Origin of the sequence: Paenibacillus sp. VT-400 (assembly GCF_001029205.1) — a bacterium.
GTDB lineage: Bacteria > Bacillota > Bacilli > Paenibacillales > Paenibacillaceae > Paenibacillus > Paenibacillus amylolyticus.
This window is the reverse complement of sequence record NZ_LELF01000067.1, coordinates 135,190-157,030: the sequence shown is the minus strand read 5'-3', so window position 1 is coordinate 157,030 and position 21,841 is coordinate 135,190. Positions and strand designations below refer to the sequence as shown.

Below are 21,841 nucleotides of genomic sequence, written 5' to 3'. Positions count from 1 at the left end.
CAATGTTAGCAGAAGTTTGTTGCAAATACATCCACCTATTATCCTGATTTCCCCTTTCTTCAAATGAGTACCTTTCAGTACTTATAATCCTCCAGTCCCATTCCTGTGAAAGGAACCTCCAGATCATCATGGCATGCCTTATATCAGAAAAATTTTGATGAATTATCATTCATTCGAGGGGCTAACTCCTCCAAAATGTCTTCCGTTCGTTGAAGAAGCTTTTCGATGTTATCAAGGTCTAAATATTGATCCTCTTGGCGTTCCTCTAAAGATGACATATGTTGCATCGTGCCGATGAACAAAGCGATATCCAATCCGGGTTCAGTGTCCGTATGCACTAAAGGCAAGATTTCGTTCATGGTGAGTTCCTTGGGTGGATGAACTGAATGATACTTATGGATATAAAGCGCCTTAATCATGGAGGCTAGAGCCCAATCGCAGAGAATCAGGCAGGTTTTGAACTGATTGTGATTACACATGATGGCGGCAAGTTTGAGATGATATTTAGCATGTTGGTGATAGGCCATTATTGTGGTACGTAGCATATGATAAGCAGGAGTGTGTTTGGACCTAGGTTGTGTGGAGATATCATGGTCTTGCAAACGTGGGGTAAGTTCTACTTGGTGATTACAATGTGCTTCGATTATGGACCAATTTCTTGCCATTGTCATCCCTCCAAAGAGTAATACCAGTATTATACAGCAAATACATACTTAAAGATATAATTCATTTGTTATTATACGATTTAAATAGTCATGTTTAGCCCCCAGAATCTTGTCTACACTTTTACATAGAGGGGGTGCATAAAGTGGAAGACAGAGAAATTTTAAATTTAGTCGGCGCTCGAATCAAGGTTTTAAGGAAAGAGAAAGGACTATCCCAGGAGGCACTTGGAGAAAAAGGTGGATTTCATTTTACATACATTGGACAAGTTGAACGTGGAGAGAAGAATGTGTCTTTGGTTAATCTCGCTAAGATTGCTGAGGCCTTGGAAGTTAATATATCGCAGTTGTTTACTTATGTTAATAAGGCCCCAGAGTTTATAAATAAAGAAGTTATTATACATGAAGTCCTATGTATGCTGAGAGAATCGGAAGAGAATGAAATCTCCATGTATAAGAACATACTGCAGGAGATAATTAAATATAACGCACAAAGATAAAAAACATCAGGAGAACCTGATGTTTTCTCAACTAAATTAAAATCATTCTTCTTTTATTATTTTAAATATTCAAGAATAGTATTGAGGTTAACTTTATAGTTACTCACATCAATTTCATGTATTTTATAATCACCCGAATATATTTTTTTTTCTCTTGTTATACTTCTTATCATTTTTTCAGTTAACACGAATGTTTGATTTTTGGATGTGTCTATAAAAACAACGTACCAAGGTAATACCTCTTCTTCCAAATTTTTTAGTACATTCTCTGTAATTCCCCAAAAAGGCTCTTTCAAATTGTTTGATTCTTTAACGTATACTACTATATTAATAATTCCTGTGAGCTTAACTACACTTGAACTGATACCATTAAGTACTTCATATTCTATTTTAGATTCTTCAAAAAAAGACATTAATTCTATTTTATTCATCTGTATGAACTCCTTTTTTCAATTGGGAAACTCGCTTATCAATGACTGTCAGCAGTGAGTATAACGAATCTCTGTAATTTACATTATTGAAAAAAATCAAAAGCTGATGCGCATCAAATCTATTTTTTATTAAATATTCAACGACTATCTCTCTAAATTTGTATAATAGCATCTCATTTTCAATGATACTTGAGGTGGATTCAAGGAGGGTACTAACGATATCATCTATTGAATTATTTAATTGGTCTTCATCATATAGAAGTTCACTACTAGGAACCAAGTCAAAATAGATTGTTCTTTTATTTTCTAATTTTTCGTATTGTGAAAAGAAATAATTATTGAATATTCTCCCTATGGTACCATTTGCAGTGTTTCGTCTCAGGAAATTTGAGAATTCCTTGTCTTCCATTGTAAAATCAAATGATTCATCAAAAAACTTAACTCCTATATAATGAAGGGAACCAACTATAGAATTAATTTGATATTCGAAGCCACTTGTATTTTCCATAACAACAAATGCAGTTTCCTTTGAATACGCTCCATTGAGTAATAAAAAAATTACAAAAGTCATTTCTTTAGTCGACAACCCATGGGGAAAAAGTTTATCTATCTTATTTTGAGCTACTCTCAAGTTACCTTGACCAATAAAAGAATATGCTTCTAAAATGTAATTATTTATATCTTTGAAATACCCTTTGTCCCTTAAAGATAAGTGGTGTACAATTATCCCTAATTCTGTAACGATCAAGAAACTCTGAGAATCCAGAACTAGCTTTTTCTCTTTTAATTGTTCGATATCTCTATTAGCATCGTAAGAAGAACTTTTTTGGATAATGTTAATAATTTTCATATCATCATTAAACATATCTTTTTTAACTCGTCTAACAACAAACGCACTCATCCAATTTCCGAAATTTTCCAAATTATCAAAAGTACTAGGCTTTATTTTCCCAATATAAGTACTGTTCACACTATAAATTTCTTCTAATGTATCTAGTATAGTTCCCATTTGATCCCCTCATTTACATTATGGAATTGATACTTATTTTATCTTTCTCATGATCCACTTTAACAAATATGCCCATTCCAAAACAATCTACTTCTTCTAAAGTTTCATATGTTTTTTTGGCAAGACCCTCCCCAACATCCCCCCATTCATCAACTAATAGAATTATTCCAAATTTAGATAAACTACTTTTCGATGCAAAGCTGACTACTGTCATAGCCGAATCCGTACCTCCACTAATGCCCTCTCTGGTACTTACTTTTGTTGTTCCAATATCAAACTCTTTTTCCTCGTAGTCATAATCTATTAGAGGAATTTTTCTTATATTGTTCTGAGTAATCACTTCAAAGTAATATTTACATCGTTTAGCCATATAATTGTTGAATAATTTTATAACGGATGCATGCAATCCAGTTTCTTTCGAAGCTTTCACAACAGATACTTTCTCTTTTTTTTCTATTAAAGAATCTAATGATAGATAATTATATACTGCTCTTAAATCTTGTAAAATCTTAGACATTTCCTTGGTATCTTGAAATTTCTTTGGAAAAAGAAGTACATTTTTCCCCATTTGCTTAGACTTAATCAATTCCTGTTCATACATTATTATATCTTTCATAAGATTTTCTTTGTCACTATTTTCATAATCTAGATCAATCTTGCTTAAGCATTTAAATAAATGTTGGGATAAAATAAATTGTTCATGTTTATAAAACTTCTCAAATATATCTTTTAATAACTCTTCTTCAGAACTTATATCTACATAATCCAAAAGAGCTAATATTTTTTCTTGATCTTTTTTATCTTTTTCTATTTCTTTAATCTCATTTAAAGTTGTAGAAATATACTTTCCATTGATATTCAAATATTCAACATTAGCGAACAGCTCTTCTTTATAGAACATAATTACTCTTTTCAAATCAATAATTTTACTATGAATTGAAGATAAAATTTCCATTGTATTAATATAATTCTGCACTGTTGTAACGCTTATATTAGAAAAAAAGGTACTAGATACATTAAACGGAACTATTCTACCTTGAAAATCACCAGGGTATACGTTAGAAAGCCCCAAGTTCGATTCTGGAGTTAGCTCATCCCATTCTACTTCAAATAATTGTATTTGTTGCTTTATACCATTAATAGAAAATTTCATTGGGAGATCTTCGGCGGATTTATTAATTATTTCAATTATTGACACAATCTTTTCACTAGCATCTAATTTTGAAATTTCGTATTTTTTATATTTCTCTCTAAGATCAACTAAACTAATTTCATTTTTTATAATACTCTTTCTCAAGAAACCTACTGTAAAATTATTATACATTTCAGGAATAATCTGATGTTGCATAAAATAAATAACATTAAGTGGAATGTATATTTTATTTAGAATTTGCACAGCTTTTTTTACATATACTAAATGACTGGTAACCTCAGCCTCAGTTTTTATTCTATTTTTCTCGCTTGTAGTATTTAGAGCTTTTATGACAACCTCAGATAGTCTGCTCTCAATTGATTTTAAAGTATTTAAAAATTCTTCCCTTATCTCTTTGTGGACATTCCCTACAAAATTTCTTCCCTTTGAAATAAACTGAGGTTCAGCTATATTCATTGGAGAAATAAACGATATGAACGTTTTATAGGCACTATCAAATTCGGTTTCATGTAGACTGATTGTAGTAACCCATTCATTAAACCTTATGTTTATCTCACTTTCAGTTTTTTCGAAAACATAATGATTCTCTTCATTATTAATCTCAAACAGCACTTTTGTTTCATTTTTACTGAAAAGAGTGGACGTAAGTTTACCAACCTGAGTCTGAATTTGATTAGATGATATTACGTCCGTTGCATCAATAAAATTATACCCTAGCATCAGAGCAACTAATATTAATGAAGTTGTTTTAAATCTTTGATTAGTTCCAGTGACCTCGAATACTTTTCCTTTGGAATCGGTTGTTAGAGTTATTCCTTCCCTATTCTCAATGTTATTAATACTTAAGTTAACAAGGGAAAGTTTGTTTATATATTTGAACCTCTGCTGGTCATTTTCCTGAAATATTTTCATGGTATATTCGTTGGAAATACTAGAAACTGTAAAGTGATTTTTTATCTCCTCAATCAATTCTTTATTTAGTATGACGTTCTCATCATGCCACGTGCTCATCGTTTATTACCGCCTCTCTATTCTTTATCACATAAATTACATCATTTGATGTAATATAAAGGGCACCGTAGCCGCAACTCAAATTATATCCTTCAGAATTATAATCTAGATTTATTTCAGTAGTGGCCTTAAACTGTTCACCAAAACTCTTCAATATAACAAATTTATTATTTTTTGTTATCATCGCCAAAAGACCATTACAGCTTATTAATTCTTCAATAGACTCATCTGACTCACCTTGGTATACAACTCTATGAAATGCTGCAGAATCATTAAATATGACTCTTAACATTCTTTCATTAGATGCAAATATAAGAGTGTTGACTGACTCAACTACAATGGGTTTACTCTTAATATTATCTGTTAAATCGTAGGTAACAACATAGTTGCTCCCTTTTGTTAAATCCAATCTCGATATAGAGCGAGATGTGATTATATAACATATATTATTTATTCCTATAACTTTTAAAATATCAGTAGTATCAATTTCTTCTATGAAATCTCCCATTTGATTGTCAAGTTTTTTGAAAATTATTAGACTTTGTTCTGTCACAAAAACAAAATATGAATCAAATATTAAAAAATCTTTATACTGATGCTTCCTAGTAGAGGGTATCTCAGAACAAAAAGAGTACTTCTCATTTAAAGTTATAAAATTACCCAAATTTGTTAAACCCCATATTTCATTAGTATCTGTTTTCATAGATACAACTCTCTCACCAATTAAAAATTCAGTTTGTAATAACTCACCTTTCAGATCATACAAGCAAATTTCATCATTTGTTGCACAACCTACGTGATCTGTTGCTATAATGGGGCCCATATTTACATTGTTAACACTATCAATAATTTTTGGCGATCCACTTTCTAAATTGATAGTCATGAGTTTTCTGTCTGCTGATAGAATACATCCATATTCCTTTCCTATTATCAGCCTTGAGTTAATATAATCTCCTTTATTAAGTATCTCTGGAGTGCTAACTTCTTCGCTTAAAGGATATATGCTGTTAACAGAATTAGAACCATCATACAGAGGGCTTGTCCACAATGATGCCATTTTATCTTTAATAATTATTGCTTCTTGATTTATTTGTTCGATAAAATGACTTAACTCTGGTTTAAATAATTTGGAGTCAAGTAGATCCATATTATTCACATCAAATGTTAATATACATATCTTTAGATTTAAAATGTCTCTTATAAAGCCTGTTTCGAAGAATTTTGATAGAGTAGCAAGTTTGTTTTTGTTAGAACAGCTTACAATAGATTTTGTTATATAATATTCAAAATCCTCAGCATCTTTATTTACATATATAGTAAAAAAATTCGATTCAAAAAACTCCATATCAATTACATCATGCTGTAAAATCAAACTGAACATTCTTAGTTTTTGGTAATCATTCGCAAAATCAAATAACCTATGTATTGCATCTTTCGAATCTTCAATGGGCAATTCAGTCTCAATTAACAAATTAATTAAAATATCAACTTTTTCAATCGATATTTCTTTTTCTCTCTCAATTATTCCCTTCATAAATATTGAAATTATATTATTGGTTATACTTTTTTTAAAATCTCTATTAGGCATAAAAACTTGCTCATAATATCTACATAACTCAACTCCTTGTACGAAAGAAATATTATTAAAAATATACCAATAGTTTTTATGATGAAATTGAGAGAATAATATAAGATAACTATATCGTTCAACGTCATATTGTATCAAATTAGATCTTTCAATCATTTGTATTGTTACTAATTCATTAGGATATTCTTTGTTTTTACCTAGCAAGTTATTTATTGAATCTTGCAAATATCCATTTATTTGGTCATCTTTGTTTTTTTTTTTAAATTCATCTACTAACTCCTCTAAAAAAACACTACTTTTCAAAGCAATATGCTGTATATTTATTTTTTTGCTCAAGTATTCAATACGCCATTCATTTAATCCTTCTTCTGGTATAACTAAATAATGTTTTAAAAAAGTATTATCATCATTTAATTTTCTTATATTAAATAATATATCTATTAAATCTTGATCTTCCATACTAAAACCTATAAATACACAACTATGTGAGCGAAAAACTGTATATAAAGTCTTCATTAAATTTTCATCAGATTTCACATTATAATAGTCCTCTGAAGTGAGCACAAATTGACTCTCCGAGGAGATACAACCATGAATTTTATAAAGATTTTTTTTAGAATTATATGGCTCTCCTCTCTTCCAAACTTCTAGATCTGTTCCAAATTCATCTCTGTAGCAAGACTCTAATAAATTGTCATAGTTAACAGTAAAAATCAGTTCATTCAATTCTCCTACTTCATTTATCAATCTTGCCATGTGTCTATGGCTATCTTGTACTACAAGGTTAGATTTTATATACCTTTTAACCGAATCTATAAGTTCCGCCTTTCCATTAACCACTTCATAATATTCAGATGTTCTTTGCAATGTTTCTAGCTCACTCATACAAAGTTCATCTCCTAAATATTTAGATAATTCCCAACCACTTCCTAATCCTTTGGAGCTAGGGTCATCTTTATCTCTCATTGAAAAACCAGCGCCAAGTACAAAAACAATACCAGTCCCAGTTCTATTTTTTTTATTAAGAAGTAATTCTGCAATTTTCTTTATATTCAGATTTGAACTATTCATAATAATCACCGACTCCTAATTTTTATGGCCAAAATAATTTATATGTGATAAAATTGCTGTGAGGATGTGAGAATCAATGCAATCAAGTGGATATTCTAAGCCTACAAAATCACCTTTAAGATTCCCAGGGTCTAAAAGTAAAGTATTAAAAAAGTTTGAAACTTACCTTAACATTGAACACAGCGAGTATCGTGAGCCCTTTGTTGGAGGAGGGGCTATTTTTTTTGGAAAGAAACAATTGGTGGAGAACAGTTGGCTCAACGATAAAGACATAAATATTGAAAGTTTTTTACTTTCTGTTAGAGATAATCCAATTCAACTGTGTGAAATGATATGGAATATTCAGCCTACTCTTGAATTATGGCACTATTATCGATCTCAAGAACTTAGCGAAAGTAGGTTAATAAGAGCATTTAGGTTTTTGTTTTTTAACAGGACAAACTATTCAGGTATTTACAATGCAAATCCTATTGGAGGACTTAAACAACTTTCTGCTTGGAAAATTGATTGTAGATGGAGCAAGGAGATGCTTTGCAAAAGAATTATAGAATGCTCAAACAGACTTCAAAAAACTTTGATTACATCAATTGATTACAGCGAAGTTATTACGGCTCCAGGAAATAATGTCCTATTAATGCTAGATCCCCCATACTACGTTAAGGGGAGTAAGTTATACCCTGTTAGTATGACACCTGAAGAACATAGCTATTTAGCATATCTGCTCCAAAATACTGAGCATAAATTTTTCCTAACTATAGATGATTGTCCTGAAGTACGAGAACTTTACAGTTGGGCTAATATTATTCCAGAAACTTGGTACTATACTGTAAATTCGAAAAAAAAAGATAATAAAGGAAAAGAACTATTTATCACTAACATATAATTTAGTAATTTTATGACAATATAATATACCAGTTCTCTTACATTATATTGTCTTTGGAATTTTAATAAAAGCAAAAAATATTTTGCTGCAGATACCCATATTTCAAACAATACACTTATTTGCTACCGCTATCATTTTCGCAGGCATCTCTTCCCGCAGTCGCCATACAAAGCTCATAGGTTTGTTCCCTTCATGACTCACATAATCGGCTTCACCCAGAAATACAAATGGAGACGTATAGTTATGTTCCTCTTTATATTCCCTCACGAACAGCACGATCCGGTTACCTGTCTCTCGATGATGAATATACCGCTGCGCGGTAGCCGTATGCTCTGACACCCGGCTCTGAGTCTGCCAGTGGAATAAGCGCTCGTTAATCGCATAGTCCTCGTACAGTGTGGAGGGTGAGAAGTCTTTGTCCGATTTGTTCAACGTAATGAAGAAAATATCAGTCTGCTCATTGGCAAAATACTTCACGCCTTCACGGAAGGCGGGTGATTGCTCAGCGTTCCAGTAGCCAAAGGCGGCAAGCACTTGGTCTATTGAGTACATACAGTGGATATCCAGTGGACAAGTGTACGGAAACGAATTTCTTTTATCCACAAATCGTAGATGAGCCAGATTATATTTGAAAATATCCACAAGCTCTGCTCGGAATGCCTCAGAAGAAAGCACACGCTGCACACCCTCTTCGATGCTGCTCAGTCCTAGCTTCTCGGGCGCAGCCCGATGGAAGGTGTAATAGAACATGATCAACATTCGCCGTTCATCGGCGGTGGTTGCTTCTTTGCCTTTTTCAACAAAGTCGATCAGGAACGTCAGCCAGCTTCGGGAGTTGATCGTTAACACAGATGGCAATCTGCGGATGTACTCTTCGTGTTCATCTTCTATAGGTGCTGTTAATCCGGCTTCGGCCAACATGCCACGGAAATACCTTTTGCCCGTGCGTCCACCATACAATTCATATAGTGTCATCCCGTGATGCTCTACAAAATGAGCCAAGGTCAGTGGCAGTCCAGTGTCTTGTTGGAAGGTTTGAAGCTTCTGGATCAACGCTCTGCGATTACGACTCATCTGCTTGAGGTTGCGCATGACGTATTCCTTCGCTTGTTTTTCCAATTGAATGAACGTCCCACGAGGTAGGTTCGAGAAGCCATTCTCGACGTAGTACGAGATGGAATGTTTGGTAGCGCCGATCAGGGCGCGGAATTTATCCTGGAACCTGTACTCCTGGTGCGCTTGCCCGATGAAGTCGAGCACGGTCAGGCACTCTTTGCCTTCCGCCATCCGTAGTCCACGTCCCAACTGTTGCAGGAATACGGTCAGACTTTCGGTAGGACGCAGGAACAGAATGGTGTTCACCTCAGGGATATCCACGCCCTCATTGTACAGATCCACGACAAAGATCATGCGCAGTTCCCCGTTCACCAGCTGTCCTTTCGCAGAATGACGTTCCTGTTCGCTCGACCCGCCATGCAGGGCTATGGATGGAATGCCGACTTCGTTAAATATTTTTGCCATATACATCGCATGATCCACCCCTACGCAGAAACCAAGTCCCTTCACCTCGTCCAGATCGGTTACGTATTTGTTCAGACTTTGGATGATCTGGTTGGCACGGATTTTGTTATGAGTGTAGAGCTTTTCCAGCTCGTTCAGATCGTAGCCTTTACGCGACCACTTCACCTGAGATAGATCGACAGTATCGGTGACGCCAAAATATTGAAAAGGACTCAATAACTTCCGATCAATCGCATCGGTCAGACGGATCTCGGCGGCAATCGTATGATCGAAGTAGGCGGTAATGTCTTTGCCATCCATCCGTTCAGGCGTCGCGGTGAGTCCCAGCAAAATCTTCGGTTCGTAATGGGACAACAGCTTCTGGTATGAAGGTGCAGCCGCATGATGGAATTCATCCACAATGATGTAATCGTAATAGTCTGGGCTGGTGATCTCCGTCAGCTTCATGGAGTTAAGACTCTGAATACTAACAAACAAGTGATCCAGCGTCTCTGCTCGGTAATTCCCGACATGCAGCTCACCAAAGTTCATATCCTTCAGGATATACCGGAACGTGTCCCGACTTTGCTTCAAGATTTCTTCCCGATGGGCGACAAAAAGAAGCTTAGCTCCCGCATGGCTTGCCCGGAATCGCTTGTAGTCGAAGGCAGAGATGACTGTTTTGCCAACGCCTGTGGCGGCGACGATCAGGTTGCGGGTTCGTCCATACAGCGTACGCTCGGCGTCCAGCTGTTCCAGCACTTCCTTTTGATAATCGTAAGGCTGGATGTCGAGGTGAAAGTGGTTGGACTGATCTTTTTTACGATTCAGAGCCGCCTTCAACTGTGCCTCATGCCCTTCATCCTCAGCTACATATCGCGTGAATTCACGGTCATTCCAGTAACTCTCGAAGGTCGCTTCAATCTTGCGCAGCACGTCGAGTGAATCCTTCTCCGTCACCTTGAGGTTCCACTCCATACCACTGGTCAGCGCTGGGTTGGATAGGTTAGAGGAGCCGACATAGGCTGTGGTGAATCCAGTATCACGGTGGAAAATGTACGTTTTGGCGTGCAGCCGTGTCACTTTGGTATCATACGAAATCTGGATTTCTGTGTTAGGTAATTTGCTGAGTTCAGTAATGGCCTTCAGGTCGGTTGCTTCCATGTATGTAGTTGTGATGATACGCAGCTTGCCACCGCTCGCCGTGAATTGTTGAAGCTGTTCCAGAAGTAGGCGAAGCCCGCTGAATTTGATAAACGATACCAGCCAATCGATCCGATCGGCTGTCACGATCTCCTTTTGCAACTCCAATAACATACTCGGCTCGGACTTGGCACCTGTGAACAAAGAGCTTTGGGAGATCGGCGTATCTGGACGAACGATTTTGGTATCCCGGACCGCACGAATGCTGTTCAGTTTGGAATACACATGAGTCAAGACTTCCCCCTGCTCATCCAGTTGCAATTCGTTGTATTCTTCTTCCCCCAGTGTGCCTTTCAGGGTAGCAATAATCTCATTACACGTTCGGATCTGCGCCAACACTGCCGTCTTATCTTCCGTCTGTTCCCGCACAATCTTGAGCGCTCGCCGCGTCACCGCCGCCAAATATGTGGACATTAGCTTGCGCGCTTCCTCTGCATCCAACTTCTCGGTCCCAATGTTATACACATCCGGGTCCAGCGCCGAAATCTCCTGTCTGGTGATGGTGTTGATAAGCTGTTCATATATACCTTGTTTCATGAATATACCTCTTGTGGGTGTAGGATGGTTGTGGATATGTAAGGGATTCAGCTAATGATTTGGAATAGGTAGAATGTTCTCTAATCTATTATCGTCCAGTATGGGGATATTTTCATTAGTTGTTCGAATATAAGAGAAAGGAGCACTCTCTATTGCCTCTGAACGGCGGGAGTACTCCACTTTTAATAGAGCTATTATGAAATTAACATGATCAATCGGCTTCCTGCCCAAAGTAAGTACCCAACTTGAATCGTGACGTACATGATGTATTCTATAACCGTTAGTTTCCTTTGCCTTTTGATTTTACGTAACTCTAGAAAGTAAAAGAAGGTACCAATGAGTAAAAGAACCACTGCTAATTCATTAAATATTTCTAGGATGGCTATGCTCCTCATCTCCTTTCATACCAAAGAACCTCTTAAATTTATTAGACATCAATCACACTCATAATTATCATTGGTACCTTGGATTTAATGCGTCTCTCCAAACGTCATCACCAACAAAATCCACATTAATCTCTTGAAAATAATTTCGGGTCTTTAACTCCAAATCATTCAAGATTTGGGGCCAATCCTTCTCGTTAGTTTCCTTGGATTCAAAATCCCCAACAATGTTGAGCCATCGATGATTTAACTGCTGATACTCCTCGACCTTGGCTTTAAGTTCAGCTGTTACAGGATAACTGGTTAAGTCCAGTCTCTCGAACGTCTTTTGCATGCGGTAAAGTGTAGGTGGCATTACATCCTCTTGACCTAGATCGTTTGTGAAAAAAGATGCGGGTTTTACCAGCCAGTTAGCTTCTTCACTGAAATTTAGATTCATCAAGTTATACTTATCTATAATCTGCGTCATATTTGTAAAGTTGTGATAGAGCTGGCTTGCTTGTTCTCCATCCTCAACCATCTCGTTTGTTATTTTCTCATTCTTAAGTATTTGGTCAAATAAAATATCATTATTTATAATCGCACTTTTCATATCAACCATATCTTGTCGTACATTCATCGTTAGATACTGTTCATACATTCTTTTTTCTTTATAAAAGCTATAGGTTAGAACAAGTAAAAATACAAAGCCAATGCAGCATCCGATTATTAAAGTTCGTTTTTTTAGTATCATAGCGAACCGTTCTCCTAGGATTTTATAGTAAGAAGCACCTCTACGTTTGCCTGGTAGAAGTGCCTTTGAGTAGTATCATTATTTCATTACCTGCTGCTTTTTTTAACTTGATAATTCCTTTTCAATATAAGGACGGTCAAGTAAAAGAAGAAGGCTTGGAGTTAGGTATTTAGTTTGATATTCATCCAACCGATTATTAACCACCAACAGACCATTCTCCATTCTAAGTAGTTGAGTAGAACCATCTTCTAGGAATAAAAGATTTCCCTCAGTATGTTTTATTAGCTTACTAATAATGCTGAAAATATGCTCTATACCTTCAGAAAAAGTACTGCCAAACAATTGAGTTCTAATGCATACATTCACATCTAAGTTATAATGCTGTCGAACAAAAGTGATATCAGAAATATCCTCAATTTCAAGATGCAACGTAAAAAATCTACTGCCAATTACTATTTCCTCTGCATTACTTTGGAATGAAGCTTTCTCAACAACCGATTCAGTGACATATTGCTCGATCAGTTTCCCCAAAGAATTACGATCGAGCTTACTTTGTAAAAATATTTCATAGTCCATCTATTAATCCTCCCCAAACACCCGTGTTATGTTACCATCCTTAACGAATAAAATCTCTTTCAGATTTTTCAAATCTCCGGTTGGATTTGCTTTTCTGATAATTCCTTGACTAAGTTCACTAACTTTTTCAGTGGGAAATTCATCTAGGTTAACAACGATTCTTTCCGCTTGCGTTTTAGTTTTCGTTGCTATGTTTCGAAGAATATTATCTACGTTTGCATCTTCCTTAGGCGAGTAACAGTCAAAAACCTTACCGTGAATTAAAAAGTCAGGATTAGAAGTTGCCTTGATTCCATAGCCATTTCCGCCATTTATTTCGTCTAACATTTTGATTTCATAACCTTGTTCAGCTAAGAAGTCAGCAGTTTCATTTTGTTTCTTTATCCCATGAGAATCACCTACTCCATAATTTCCCGTTGGTTTGCTTCCCGAGGGTAGGGTAGGCTCAGTCATATCTCTATTACCTGTCCCGCCTTTCCCCTTCTCCGACTCCGGCTTTCCTCCGCCCGACCCAATGTCGTCCTTCGAACGTAAAGCTTTGCCAAACAAAACATACGCCAAAGCCTGCCCAGTCATCGCTCCACCGTAATACCCTGCACCACTCTCATCGATCTGTTTCTTCTGCTCTTCTACAAATTGCTCTATATCTGACCTCGCTGTTCCTGTACCCCAAGCGGTATCCCATGCAAATTGAATACCACGCCCAACGTCTACAACTTTGCCCACTGTCATGGCATATGCCACACTGCCTATTGTACTGAACGGGTTATCGAAGAAAGCTTCTGCCGTCTGCCCCATTCCCGTTATTGTTTCTCCTACTGATTTATCAAGCAGCCCTACAGCGAAATTGCGCTTCAGCTCTTCTGGGATGTACAACGCCACCTCGCCTGAGCCGTCCGTTGTTCTAAAGTTCTTTGCGATAAACGTAAACTCTTTCTGGATTTCGTCCAACAGCCCGAGTGTAGTCGGGAACACTTCTTTTGCCTGCATAAAATCCCAGAAGAAACGCTCTCCGGTCACACCCGACCAATCGGATTGCAACATATAGATGGATTTCTCTAGTTCCCAGACCATTCGCTCCAGTTCCTGTTTCTTCTGCTGGACCAATCGAGTTTTATCGTCTAACACATCGGGATGTACCTGAATACGTTGCATCCTATCTTCACCGCCAACCTGACCATAGTTTATGTACCTAAATTTTAACAAGTAAGAAGGAAGATTGGAATCAAACGGAAGGATCATTTCCTCAGAGGTTATCCGGTAGTTGGGCAACATCCTTGGGTAAATATATTTGCACATTAATGCATAGATGAATGCCGTTGAGTCGACTGGGTATCTTGTACAAAAAGAACGACTTCTATCACAGATAGAAGTCGCACAAGATAACGATACAGTAGGATTAAACCTTCTTTAAGACACTACAAATTGTACAACAATTGGAGTTCCATCATTTAATGCATCTCCACCGGGAATTGTAATTGTAGTCGTCGTAGCCGAGGAGGTATCTGCTGTTTGCATAAGGCCATTAATATAAAGATTGTAGTAGTTGTAGGTGCCTGGAAATGCGGTTGCAGCTACACCAGCGTCGTTTGTAAAAGCAGTCGCAGCAATAGCAAACGTTGCCCCAGTGCCGGTCCCATCACCAATGGTTGCAACAAATCTTAAACTGTTCTGAAAGGGTGTCACAAGTGGCATGTTTCTCACCTCCTACCTAACATAGTATATGTGGTAGGTTTGGGAGTAGTGAAGGCAAAGGAACCAGCAACTAAAACCAATTTTAACCATTTGTGATATTGACTGTTATTATAATTATCTCGATAGTGATAGGTGTCCCTGCAAAGATCACACCGTTTTGTGACGAAAAAAACAACCTCTCCGCACTTACACTGTATGAGTTTCCTGGTTGGACAATCCCGTTTATATAAAGATTGTTGAAACTAGTAAGTCCACCCCCGGCAAATTCGGTTATGCTGTCGCCATCGTCATTTGTGAATTCTGTGGCAGGAATTACAACCGATGCCGACAAATCCAGATCGGTGTCCGGAAAATAGAAGTAGCGGTTTGCCGTAGGAATGATTTCAATTCCGGGTACGGTGCCCGGCGGACCTTGCTCACCTGGGGGACCCGTTGGTCCTTGGACTCCGGGAGTTCCCGGTTGACCTGGCTCACCCTGAGGACCTGCCGGACCCTGCGCTCCGGGAAGTCCTGCTTGACCCGGTTCACCTTGAGGCCCTGCGGGACCTTGCCCGGGAACTCCGGGTTGACCCGATTCACCTTGAGGGCCTGCGGGGCCTTGCGCTCCGGGAACTCCCCGTTGACCCGATTCACCCTGAGGACCTGCCGGACCCTGCGCTCCGGGAACTCCCGGTTGACCCAGCCCGCCGTGAGGACCAACAGGACCCTGCGCTCCGGGAACCCCTTGTTGACCCGGTCCGCCGTGAGGGCCTGCGGGACCCTGCGCTCCGGGAACCCCTTGTTGACCCGGCCCGCCGTGAGGGCCTGCGGGGCCTTGGGCACCTGCCACACCTTGCGTTCCAGGGAGACTCACAGTCTCCAATTCATGTTGTCTCAACGGAGCGAGCAGAGGGCCGGGCTCACAACATACCGGGTTGCTGCCTCCCCCTCTCGGTAATGCAATGACTTTTTTGTCACGGGCCATTTTCTGTGATCTTAATGGACGCTTCGGTGAGCAGCGCTTTCTCCGATAAGACCTACGGATAATATGGCATCTCTTTCGCTTTCCCAAGTGTTTGTTTCTGCATTTCGACGTAGAACGACTGGGCCTTAATTTGTTGAGGGTGGCTGTCCTCTTGTTCGGATACTTCAAAATGGTCATCTCCTTAGGCCAAGGCACACAGTATATATGCCCTATACTATGTCCTTAGCACATTCGGAGAGTGTGCGAATAACTATGAGGGAAGCCCAATAAAAAAGACAAGAGTCCTGCTATAGTTGTCCTTTGTTTTGCCAGCATGGCTTCATTGTTTCCCCAGTAGGACCTCACTGTATGTTTAACTCAGACGATCCATCGGGATCAAACTTCTTTTTAGTAGACTCTCACCTCTTCTTAAAATGCTGAACGATCTCTTCCGGTTCATGCGTCTCCAGTGTAATCTCGCCTTTCTCGAACAGGATCATGTACGGATATGATTTCAGACCAAAAATCTTCTCATAATTAAACTTATTTTCATCACGGACATTATAAAAGGTTACGTTAGTTATTGGGCCTTCTGCCCTCAAATTCTCGTTATTCACTTCATTTAATTGCGTCTGTAACTCAACAATAAATAGTCGCTCCGAAGGTCGGTCGGTAAATACAATGAGTGATGCATCATTTCTTTGATTTTGCGTTAGATAATCAATGGCTTTCTCTCTATTGTTCTGACCACACCCTGTCACTAAAAGTATCAAAATACATAACACCCAAAGCCTCTTCATTTATATCACCACCCAAAATATGATATAATTGGTTATTAATCACTAAATTCACTTCATTAAAAATCTATTCGCTGAAAGGAAGATGCACATTGAGCAAAAGGAATATCATCATCTTTATCATTATTGCTCTTATCATATTGATACTTCAACTTGTGCTTTATTTTTCTGTAACTAATAAAGAAGAATCCGAACTTCCCGATTCAAACATCCCATTTCAAACCAAAACAGTAGATGAGCTTACCATCACAATGCATAATGCAACCTATACAGATCATGAAGTGCAGTTGGATTATGAGATTCAGGGCGATGGACAGTAAATGCTTTGTACAGATAAAATTTCGATTTTTCACCTTTCAAATAGAAACAAAAACCTGCATACCAGCCTCGGCTTCACAGTTTTTATTAAGAATTTGCATGTGGATACATCTCATTTACAACTTAGGCATCCAAAAGGGGTTCTCTTCCTTCTCACACCCGGTTAACACGTAAAAAATATGTCCCTGCTCACTCTTCATTGTCCCGATCCCTTTGCAGGTGTCAGTCTTCATTCCCTGTTTGGAGCCATAGGCATCCCTTGAGTTATCGTAAGTCGATTGAATAGCTGTACCATCATAGATCAATTCCTGAATAATGGGCCCACCTTCAATGGTATACATCGTTACACGAACCTGATCCTGCTGTTTTTTCTCCACATTCTTCATAAAAGTGTTCCACTTATCTTCGTTCCGTATGCCTCCATGAAGCACAACCACATCCCCGCTTTGCTCCGCTTGCTCTGGATTATGGGGCTCGATAATTTCTGGAAAAGCTTGCGTAATTCCGGAAGCATTCGTTGTTGGATCATTTGCTTCACAGGCAGTTAACAGCATTAAAGCTAACGATAGGATAAGCATACTTTTTCTCATTCCATCACCTCATGTATGAAACGGTTCAATACTATCCTTTGTTGCATGATTATGCTTAATTTGTAATTTATCTGTAACTCCCTCGTTGTCCTAAACGTTTAGAATCATAGAAATGTATAGTTAACAACAACGGAAATTTTAGTATTTTATCATTCAGCAGGGGGGTTAATTTAATGACGTTAAAAACAATGCTCGGTGTAGCACTGGCTCTATCTGTACTCATATCCACCCATTCGGCCAATACAGCTACTCTAGCTTTAATAAACGAACGGCAGTCAACCGGTTTTGCCCATGAAATGGAGCAATCCTTTCCAACATCTACACCTGTTCTACTCATTGCCCCAACTCAACATGAAGGTCGTTCCGCATACAACGGCAGCTTCACAATGGTTGCTTCGAATGGGACACATGCCAACATATCGATTGAAAACAACAGCAACCACATGGTATATGTGAAGATGTATGTAGATGAAGTAAGTGAACCTATGGAAACATCTATCAACGGAAATAGTGATAAAACGATCAATCTGCTTGCATTACAAGACACGGATATTAAGTTGTACATTTATAGCAGAATAGGTCATCACTTAGATCTCTCAGTTGAAGCAGAGCAGTTTCATTGATGTTTTCTCTCACACCTACATACAAGAAAAACCCTTCACGCAAGCGATTCAGATCCACGTTCCCATGAACCGATGCCTGCTTGAAGGGGTTTTATATTTCGATCACATTTATTTCTCGAATCGGAACCAGCCAAAGTCAAACTGACTGCCTGGCAGGAAAATAAAGCTTACTTTCTGCACACCTGTCACTTGCTCAAGCTCAAACACCCGCTCCTCATATCCACTCGACTGTGTGAACTCAACCAGCTGGTTGCTCTGTCCGTCCGCACCTGCGAAGCGAATATGAATCGTATTCTTATCAATCGGTGAATGGCCGTAGATCACGAGCTTGGACGTGCCTTCTGCCGTAAAGTCCATATTTTCAAACTCCAGCGACACGTTGTTCCCGATACCTTCAACACGGTCACCCTCAATTTTAAACGTATCTCCATAGAGATGGTCACAGGATGCAGCCGCATTCTGCTCGAAGGCCCGACTCTGACGTTCGAAAGAAAATCCTTTAATATGAATCTTCTGTTTCAGTACAAAACAGATCGACGTAATCCCGCTAAGGCGTTTGGACAATTGATACGTCTCCTCCTGGTATACATTCCAGATGGACTCTTTGTCATACACCACATCTGCGATCATCGTACTTCCTTCTTCATCCGGCATACCTTCCCAGATCTGAATGAAGTAATCCTCAGTGGATAGCGTGAAAATAGGAATCGTTATGGTATCAGAGCCGTACGGTCCGAAGTCAATATTACGGAAACCTACGTGCGTCTCTCCATCCCGACTTGTCGCTACCCCGCGCTCATTGCCGTTACCTACCTCACCTTTGGTGTAATCGTACAGTCCGCCCGTGATGAAACCGTATGGATCTTTGTAGGCTGTGCCGAGACCGTCCGCCTTAAACTCCAGCTGAGAGATGAGTTTCGTTTTATCCGTACCGTTGGTACTGGTTGCACGAAGTCTGAACTCCCCGTCACCTATAGCCGATACCTTCACCGCATGTTGATGCCCACCGTTATCGCCCGTTTCTGCTTGAACAGCTTCCACTTTGGCAATGTTGGATTCAATTCCTGCATCGTTCACAACAGCCCACTCTATGTCGCGGTAGGAGGTGTTCTCTGGATACAGCTTGGCGGTTACAGTAAGCTCTGGGTTGGACGGATCGAGCAACTGTCCTGCAGTACTGATGATCTCAATCTTCCGCAAAGGAATCTCCTGAGCATTCCCCGTTAGCACCGGACGTTCTTCATTGTTCATGAAGACAGATTGCACTTGTTTCTCATCATTAAGTTCAGCTGCCACAATTAGAGATTCAAATTCAGCTGTAGCTCCATCCAACCCTTCAGAAGAAACTTCAATCCGCACCGTTCCAGGTTCATTTGTCGCTCCGATGATGGCCATCAGTTTGCCACTGAACAGTCTTCTGCTCAACCCTTTGTATGGATCGTAGTCCGTGCTGTCCCCGTTATCCAGACCCAGCAATCGTCCTGCACCACTCACCTGAACTTGCACACGGTTGTTTGCATTGTGAACCGGATTACCCGCTTCATCTTCAACATCAATTTCTACAAAAATCAGGTCTGTGCCACTGGCTTGCAACTGCTCCCGATCCGCTTGCAGACGAATCTTCTTCGCATCCGTATAGGATCTTTGCACATCAGTTGCAATGATCTGACCGTTCTCATCGTAAGCTATCGCTTTCAGCTCGCCCTCTTCGTACGGCACTTTCCACCAGCCTGACAGCTGTGTTCCATTGGCATGATCGATATCGTACGTGCCAATGGTTTTGTCGTTGAGTTGCAGCTCAATCTTCGGTGCGTTGCTGCACACGCGTACATCAATGATCTGACCCGGGCTGAAATCCCAATACGGGAACAGGTGAACCATCGGACTTTTCTTATAATCCGTCCAAGCCGCTTGGTAGATGTAATAAGAGTCTTTCGGGAACGTTGCTGTATCCAGCTGTCCAAAATACGAATTCTTCGTATGGTATGGTGTCGGCTCTCCGATATAATCGAATCCGGTCCACAGGAACTGACCCAGCGAATACGGTGTATCCCGCTCTGCCAAGATGCAGTATTCTGCCGACTTCGCGCCCCAGCTCGTCGTACTGTTACCCAAAGCCGAGCACTGCTCGTCATCATCTGCCAGAATCGGCTGTTCGAACGGGAAGTGATAAATGCCCCGACTCTGCACCACAGAAGACGTTTCACTACCATAGATAATCCAGTCCGGATGCTCTTCATGATGTTTGTCGTAATATTTTTCCGCGTAGTTGTAGCCTGCCAGCTTCACGATATCCGCGCATTTTTGTGCATTTTCCCAAGGCATGTAGTTCGAACCAATCGTCACGCCAGCATTACCTTTTGGATCAAATTCCAGCACATAATCCATCAGCATCCGAGTTACTTCCTGTCCACGCTCATCCGCATGGGTATCATAGATTTCGTTCCCGATACTCCACATGATCAGACTGGCATGGTTACGGTCACGCTTCACCCAACTCTTCACATCGGTATGCACCCACTCCGGGAAAAATCTCGCATAATCGTATGGCGTTTTGGCACGTTCCCACATATCAAAGGCTTCAGACACAACCAGCATACCCGTCTCATCCGCGAGTTCCATGAACTCTTTGGCAGGCATATTATGCGCGGTACGGATGGCGTTAACGCCCATTTCTTTGAGCAAAACGAATCTTCTGCGCAGTGCCGTCAGGTTAAACGCCGCTCCCAGCGCCCCAAGATCATGGTGTTCACACACACCGTTCAGCTTCATCTTGACTCCATTCAGGTGGAACCCTTCATTGGCATCCAGCTTGATATCCCGGAATCCAATGCGCTGTGACACCGATTCAACTGTCCGTTGTTCCTGATCATCTGAGGTCAATCGCAGCTCTGTCACCAGTTCATACAGATGCGGTGCATCCGGGCTCCACAGGTTTGGATTCTCCACAATGATCTGTTGGCTATCTGCCGATGCGACCGCATTCTCACCCAAAGAAGCCGTAACATTCGCCTTCGTCGATGCCACCATCTGACCTTCATACCGGATCGTATGCACCAGCTCTGCTTGCTGATTCTGTTCCAGGTTCAGCTCCGTATCTACTTCCACCTGCCAGCCATTCGGCTGCTGATTAATGGATACATAGATCCCATCCGTAACAATATGGTTGCGGTCTCTCGTCTTCAGCCACACATGGCGATAGATTCCGGCCCCGGAATACCATCTGCTGTTCGGACTCTGATGCACTACTTTGACCACAATCTCATTGTCGCCTTCCACCATTGCATTCGTGATCTCATGTTCAAAAGCAGAATATCCATACTTCCACTCCCCAACCAGCTGCCCGTTCACATACACCGAAGAGTCCATGTATACGCCATCAAAACAAAGCAAAAGTTGCTGCTCATCCTTCGTGTAATGGAACGTCTTGCGGTACCATCCAATGCTGTCCTCATACAGTTCAAGCGTATTATATATCAGCCAATCATGGGGAAGCTCCACAGGTTCATACACCAGACCCTCAGGTTCCGTAACATCCAGCTTACTTTTCGCAAATTGCCATCCATCATTAAATAGTCTCTTCTGATTCATGTTAGTTTCTCACTTTCTTGAAGTAAATTATGATTGCGGTTACA

Annotated in this window: 18 protein-coding genes; 4 read left to right on the top strand and 14 right to left on the bottom strand. The window is 39.7% G+C overall.

The annotated features are described in order from the left end of the window. Positions 1-143 precede the first annotated feature (143 nt). Positions 144-665, bottom strand: coding sequence for a hypothetical protein (locus EL84_RS11370; protein WP_082218975.1), 522 nt, complete (start codon positions 663-665; stop codon positions 144-146). Positions 666-808: 143 nt separating this feature from the next. Here EL84_RS11370 and EL84_RS11365 point away from each other — a divergent pair, with 143 nt between their 5' ends. Beyond that, positions 809-1,162: a helix-turn-helix domain-containing protein gene (locus tag EL84_RS11365; RefSeq protein WP_047841780.1), complete on the top strand. Its 354-nt coding sequence runs from the start codon at positions 809-811 to the stop codon at positions 1,160-1,162. A 56-nt stretch (positions 1,163-1,218) separates the two neighbouring features. On the opposite strand, the gene EL84_RS11360 is transcribed toward EL84_RS11365, so the two are convergent. The 4 genes from EL84_RS11360 to EL84_RS11345 are packed head-to-tail and all read right to left on the bottom strand — an operon-like array spanning position 1,219 to position 7,425. Next, a complete protein-coding gene (locus EL84_RS11360; protein ID WP_047841779.1) occupies positions 1,219-1,593 on the bottom strand; it encodes a hypothetical protein in 375 nt (124 codons plus the stop codon). After that, complete coding sequence (locus EL84_RS11355) at positions 1,586-2,602, bottom strand: hypothetical protein (protein ID WP_047841778.1); 1,017 nt, start codon at positions 2,600-2,602, stop codon at positions 1,586-1,588. Before EL84_RS11355 ends, EL84_RS11360 begins: the two co-directional genes overlap by 8 nt. Positions 2,603-2,615: 13 nt before the next feature. Beyond that, entirely contained in the window at positions 2,616-4,766 is a 2,151-nt protein-coding gene (locus tag EL84_RS11350; protein ID WP_047841777.1) for a hypothetical protein, read from the bottom strand. After that, the gene (locus tag EL84_RS11345; protein WP_047841776.1) at positions 4,750-7,425 is read right to left on the bottom strand and encodes an SIR2 family NAD-dependent protein deacylase; all 2,676 of its coding nucleotides are present in this window, start codon (positions 7,423-7,425) and stop codon (positions 4,750-4,752) included. The genes EL84_RS11350 and EL84_RS11345 overlap by 17 nt, the downstream gene beginning before the upstream one ends. Positions 7,426-7,501: 76 nt before the next feature. Between EL84_RS11345 and EL84_RS11340 the strand changes: the two genes are divergently transcribed. Then, a complete protein-coding gene (locus EL84_RS11340) occupies positions 7,502-8,308 on the top strand; it encodes a DNA adenine methylase (protein WP_047841775.1) in 807 nt (268 codons plus the stop codon). Positions 8,309-8,410: 102 nt separating this feature from the next. Here the strand turns inward: EL84_RS11340 and EL84_RS11335 are convergent, their stop codons facing one another. The 7 genes from EL84_RS11335 to EL84_RS11300 form a co-directional block, all read right to left on the bottom strand. Beyond that, positions 8,411-11,548 (bottom strand): DUF3427 domain-containing protein, encoded by a 3,138-nt coding sequence (locus tag EL84_RS11335; protein WP_047841774.1) that lies wholly within the window; start codon positions 11,546-11,548, stop codon positions 8,411-8,413. A gap of 453 nt (positions 11,549-12,001) precedes the next feature. Next, the gene (locus EL84_RS11325; protein ID WP_047841773.1) at positions 12,002-12,664 is read right to left on the bottom strand and encodes a hypothetical protein; all 663 of its coding nucleotides are present in this window, start codon (positions 12,662-12,664) and stop codon (positions 12,002-12,004) included. A gap of 102 nt (positions 12,665-12,766) precedes the next feature. Next, positions 12,767-13,240: a hypothetical protein gene (locus EL84_RS11320; protein WP_047841772.1), complete on the bottom strand. Its 474-nt coding sequence runs from the start codon at positions 13,238-13,240 to the stop codon at positions 12,767-12,769. A gap of 3 nt (positions 13,241-13,243) precedes the next feature. After that, positions 13,244-14,395, bottom strand: coding sequence for a WXG100 family type VII secretion target (locus EL84_RS30810; RefSeq protein ID WP_161799417.1), 1,152 nt, complete (start codon positions 14,393-14,395; stop codon positions 13,244-13,246). Positions 14,396-14,650: 255 nt separating this feature from the next. Continuing rightward, on the bottom strand, positions 14,651-14,935 hold the full coding sequence (locus EL84_RS11310) for a DUF4183 domain-containing protein (protein WP_036606220.1): 285 nt from the start codon (positions 14,933-14,935) through the stop codon (positions 14,651-14,653). A gap of 82 nt (positions 14,936-15,017) precedes the next feature. Then, positions 15,018-15,899, bottom strand: coding sequence for a DUF4183 domain-containing protein (locus EL84_RS30805; protein WP_053061453.1), 882 nt, complete (start codon positions 15,897-15,899; stop codon positions 15,018-15,020). Positions 15,900-16,297: 398 nt separating this feature from the next. Next, complete coding sequence (locus EL84_RS11300) at positions 16,298-16,678, bottom strand: hypothetical protein (RefSeq protein ID WP_047841771.1); 381 nt, start codon at positions 16,676-16,678, stop codon at positions 16,298-16,300. Positions 16,679-16,767: 89 nt separating this feature from the next. On the opposite strand from EL84_RS11300, the gene EL84_RS11295 reads away from it, so the two are divergent. Continuing rightward, the gene (locus EL84_RS11295; RefSeq protein ID WP_047841770.1) at positions 16,768-16,995 is read left to right on the top strand and encodes a hypothetical protein; all 228 of its coding nucleotides are present in this window, start codon (positions 16,768-16,770) and stop codon (positions 16,993-16,995) included. Positions 16,996-17,109: 114 nt separating this feature from the next. On the opposite strand, the gene EL84_RS11290 is transcribed toward EL84_RS11295, so the two are convergent. Next, positions 17,110-17,583 (bottom strand): DUF4362 domain-containing protein, encoded by a 474-nt coding sequence (locus tag EL84_RS11290; RefSeq protein ID WP_053061452.1) that lies wholly within the window; start codon positions 17,581-17,583, stop codon positions 17,110-17,112. Positions 17,584-17,756: 173 nt separating this feature from the next. Between EL84_RS11290 and EL84_RS11285 the strand changes: the two genes are divergently transcribed. Further along, positions 17,757-18,206 carry a hypothetical protein gene (locus EL84_RS11285; protein ID WP_047841769.1) on the top strand — a complete coding sequence of 150 codons (450 nt, stop codon included), beginning with the start codon at positions 17,757-17,759 and terminating at the stop codon, positions 18,204-18,206. 108 nt (positions 18,207-18,314) lie between these two features. On the opposite strand, the gene EL84_RS11280 is transcribed toward EL84_RS11285, so the two are convergent. Next, on the bottom strand, positions 18,315-21,797 hold the full coding sequence (locus EL84_RS11280) for a glycoside hydrolase family 2 TIM barrel-domain containing protein (protein WP_047841768.1): 3,483 nt from the start codon (positions 21,795-21,797) through the stop codon (positions 18,315-18,317). Between the last annotated feature and the right edge of the window lie 44 nt (positions 21,798-21,841).

Coding starts and splice junctions, on each gene's coding strand:
- EL84_RS11370 (WP_082218975.1), bottom strand. CDS start 665: ATGGCAAGAAATTGGTCCATAATCGAAGCACATTGTAATCACCAAGTA.
- EL84_RS11360 (WP_047841779.1), bottom strand. CDS start 1,593: ATGAATAAAATAGAATTAATGTCTTTTTTTGAAGAATCTAAAATAGAA.
- EL84_RS11355 (WP_047841778.1), bottom strand. CDS start 2,602: ATGGGAACTATACTAGATACATTAGAAGAAATTTATAGTGTGAACAGT.
- EL84_RS11350 (WP_047841777.1), bottom strand. CDS start 4,766: ATGAGCACGTGGCATGATGAGAACGTCATACTAAATAAAGAATTGATT.
- EL84_RS11345 (WP_047841776.1), bottom strand. CDS start 7,425: ATGAATAGTTCAAATCTGAATATAAAGAAAATTGCAGAATTACTTCTT.
- EL84_RS11340 (WP_047841775.1), top strand. CDS start 7,502: ATGCAATCAAGTGGATATTCTAAGCCTACAAAATCACCTTTAAGATTC.
- EL84_RS11335 (WP_047841774.1), bottom strand. CDS start 11,548: ATGAAACAAGGTATATATGAACAGCTTATCAACACCATCACCAGACAG.
- EL84_RS11325 (WP_047841773.1), bottom strand. CDS start 12,664: ATGATACTAAAAAAACGAACTTTAATAATCGGATGCTGCATTGGCTTT.
- EL84_RS11320 (WP_047841772.1), bottom strand. CDS start 13,240: ATGGACTATGAAATATTTTTACAAAGTAAGCTCGATCGTAATTCTTTG.
- EL84_RS30810 (WP_161799417.1), bottom strand. CDS start 14,395: ATGCAACGTATTCAGGTACATCCCGATGTGTTAGACGATAAAACTCGA.
- EL84_RS11310 (WP_036606220.1), bottom strand. CDS start 14,935: ATGCCACTTGTGACACCCTTTCAGAACAGTTTAAGATTTGTTGCAACC.
- EL84_RS30805 (WP_053061453.1), bottom strand. CDS start 15,899: ATGGCCCGTGACAAAAAAGTCATTGCATTACCGAGAGGGGGAGGCAGC.
- EL84_RS11300 (WP_047841771.1), bottom strand. CDS start 16,678: ATGAAGAGGCTTTGGGTGTTATGTATTTTGATACTTTTAGTGACAGGG.
- EL84_RS11290 (WP_053061452.1), bottom strand. CDS start 17,583: ATGAGAAAAAGTATGCTTATCCTATCGTTAGCTTTAATGCTGTTAACT.
- EL84_RS11285 (WP_047841769.1), top strand. CDS start 17,757: ATGACGTTAAAAACAATGCTCGGTGTAGCACTGGCTCTATCTGTACTC.
- EL84_RS11280 (WP_047841768.1), bottom strand. CDS start 21,797: ATGAATCAGAAGAGACTATTTAATGATGGATGGCAATTTGCGAAAAGT.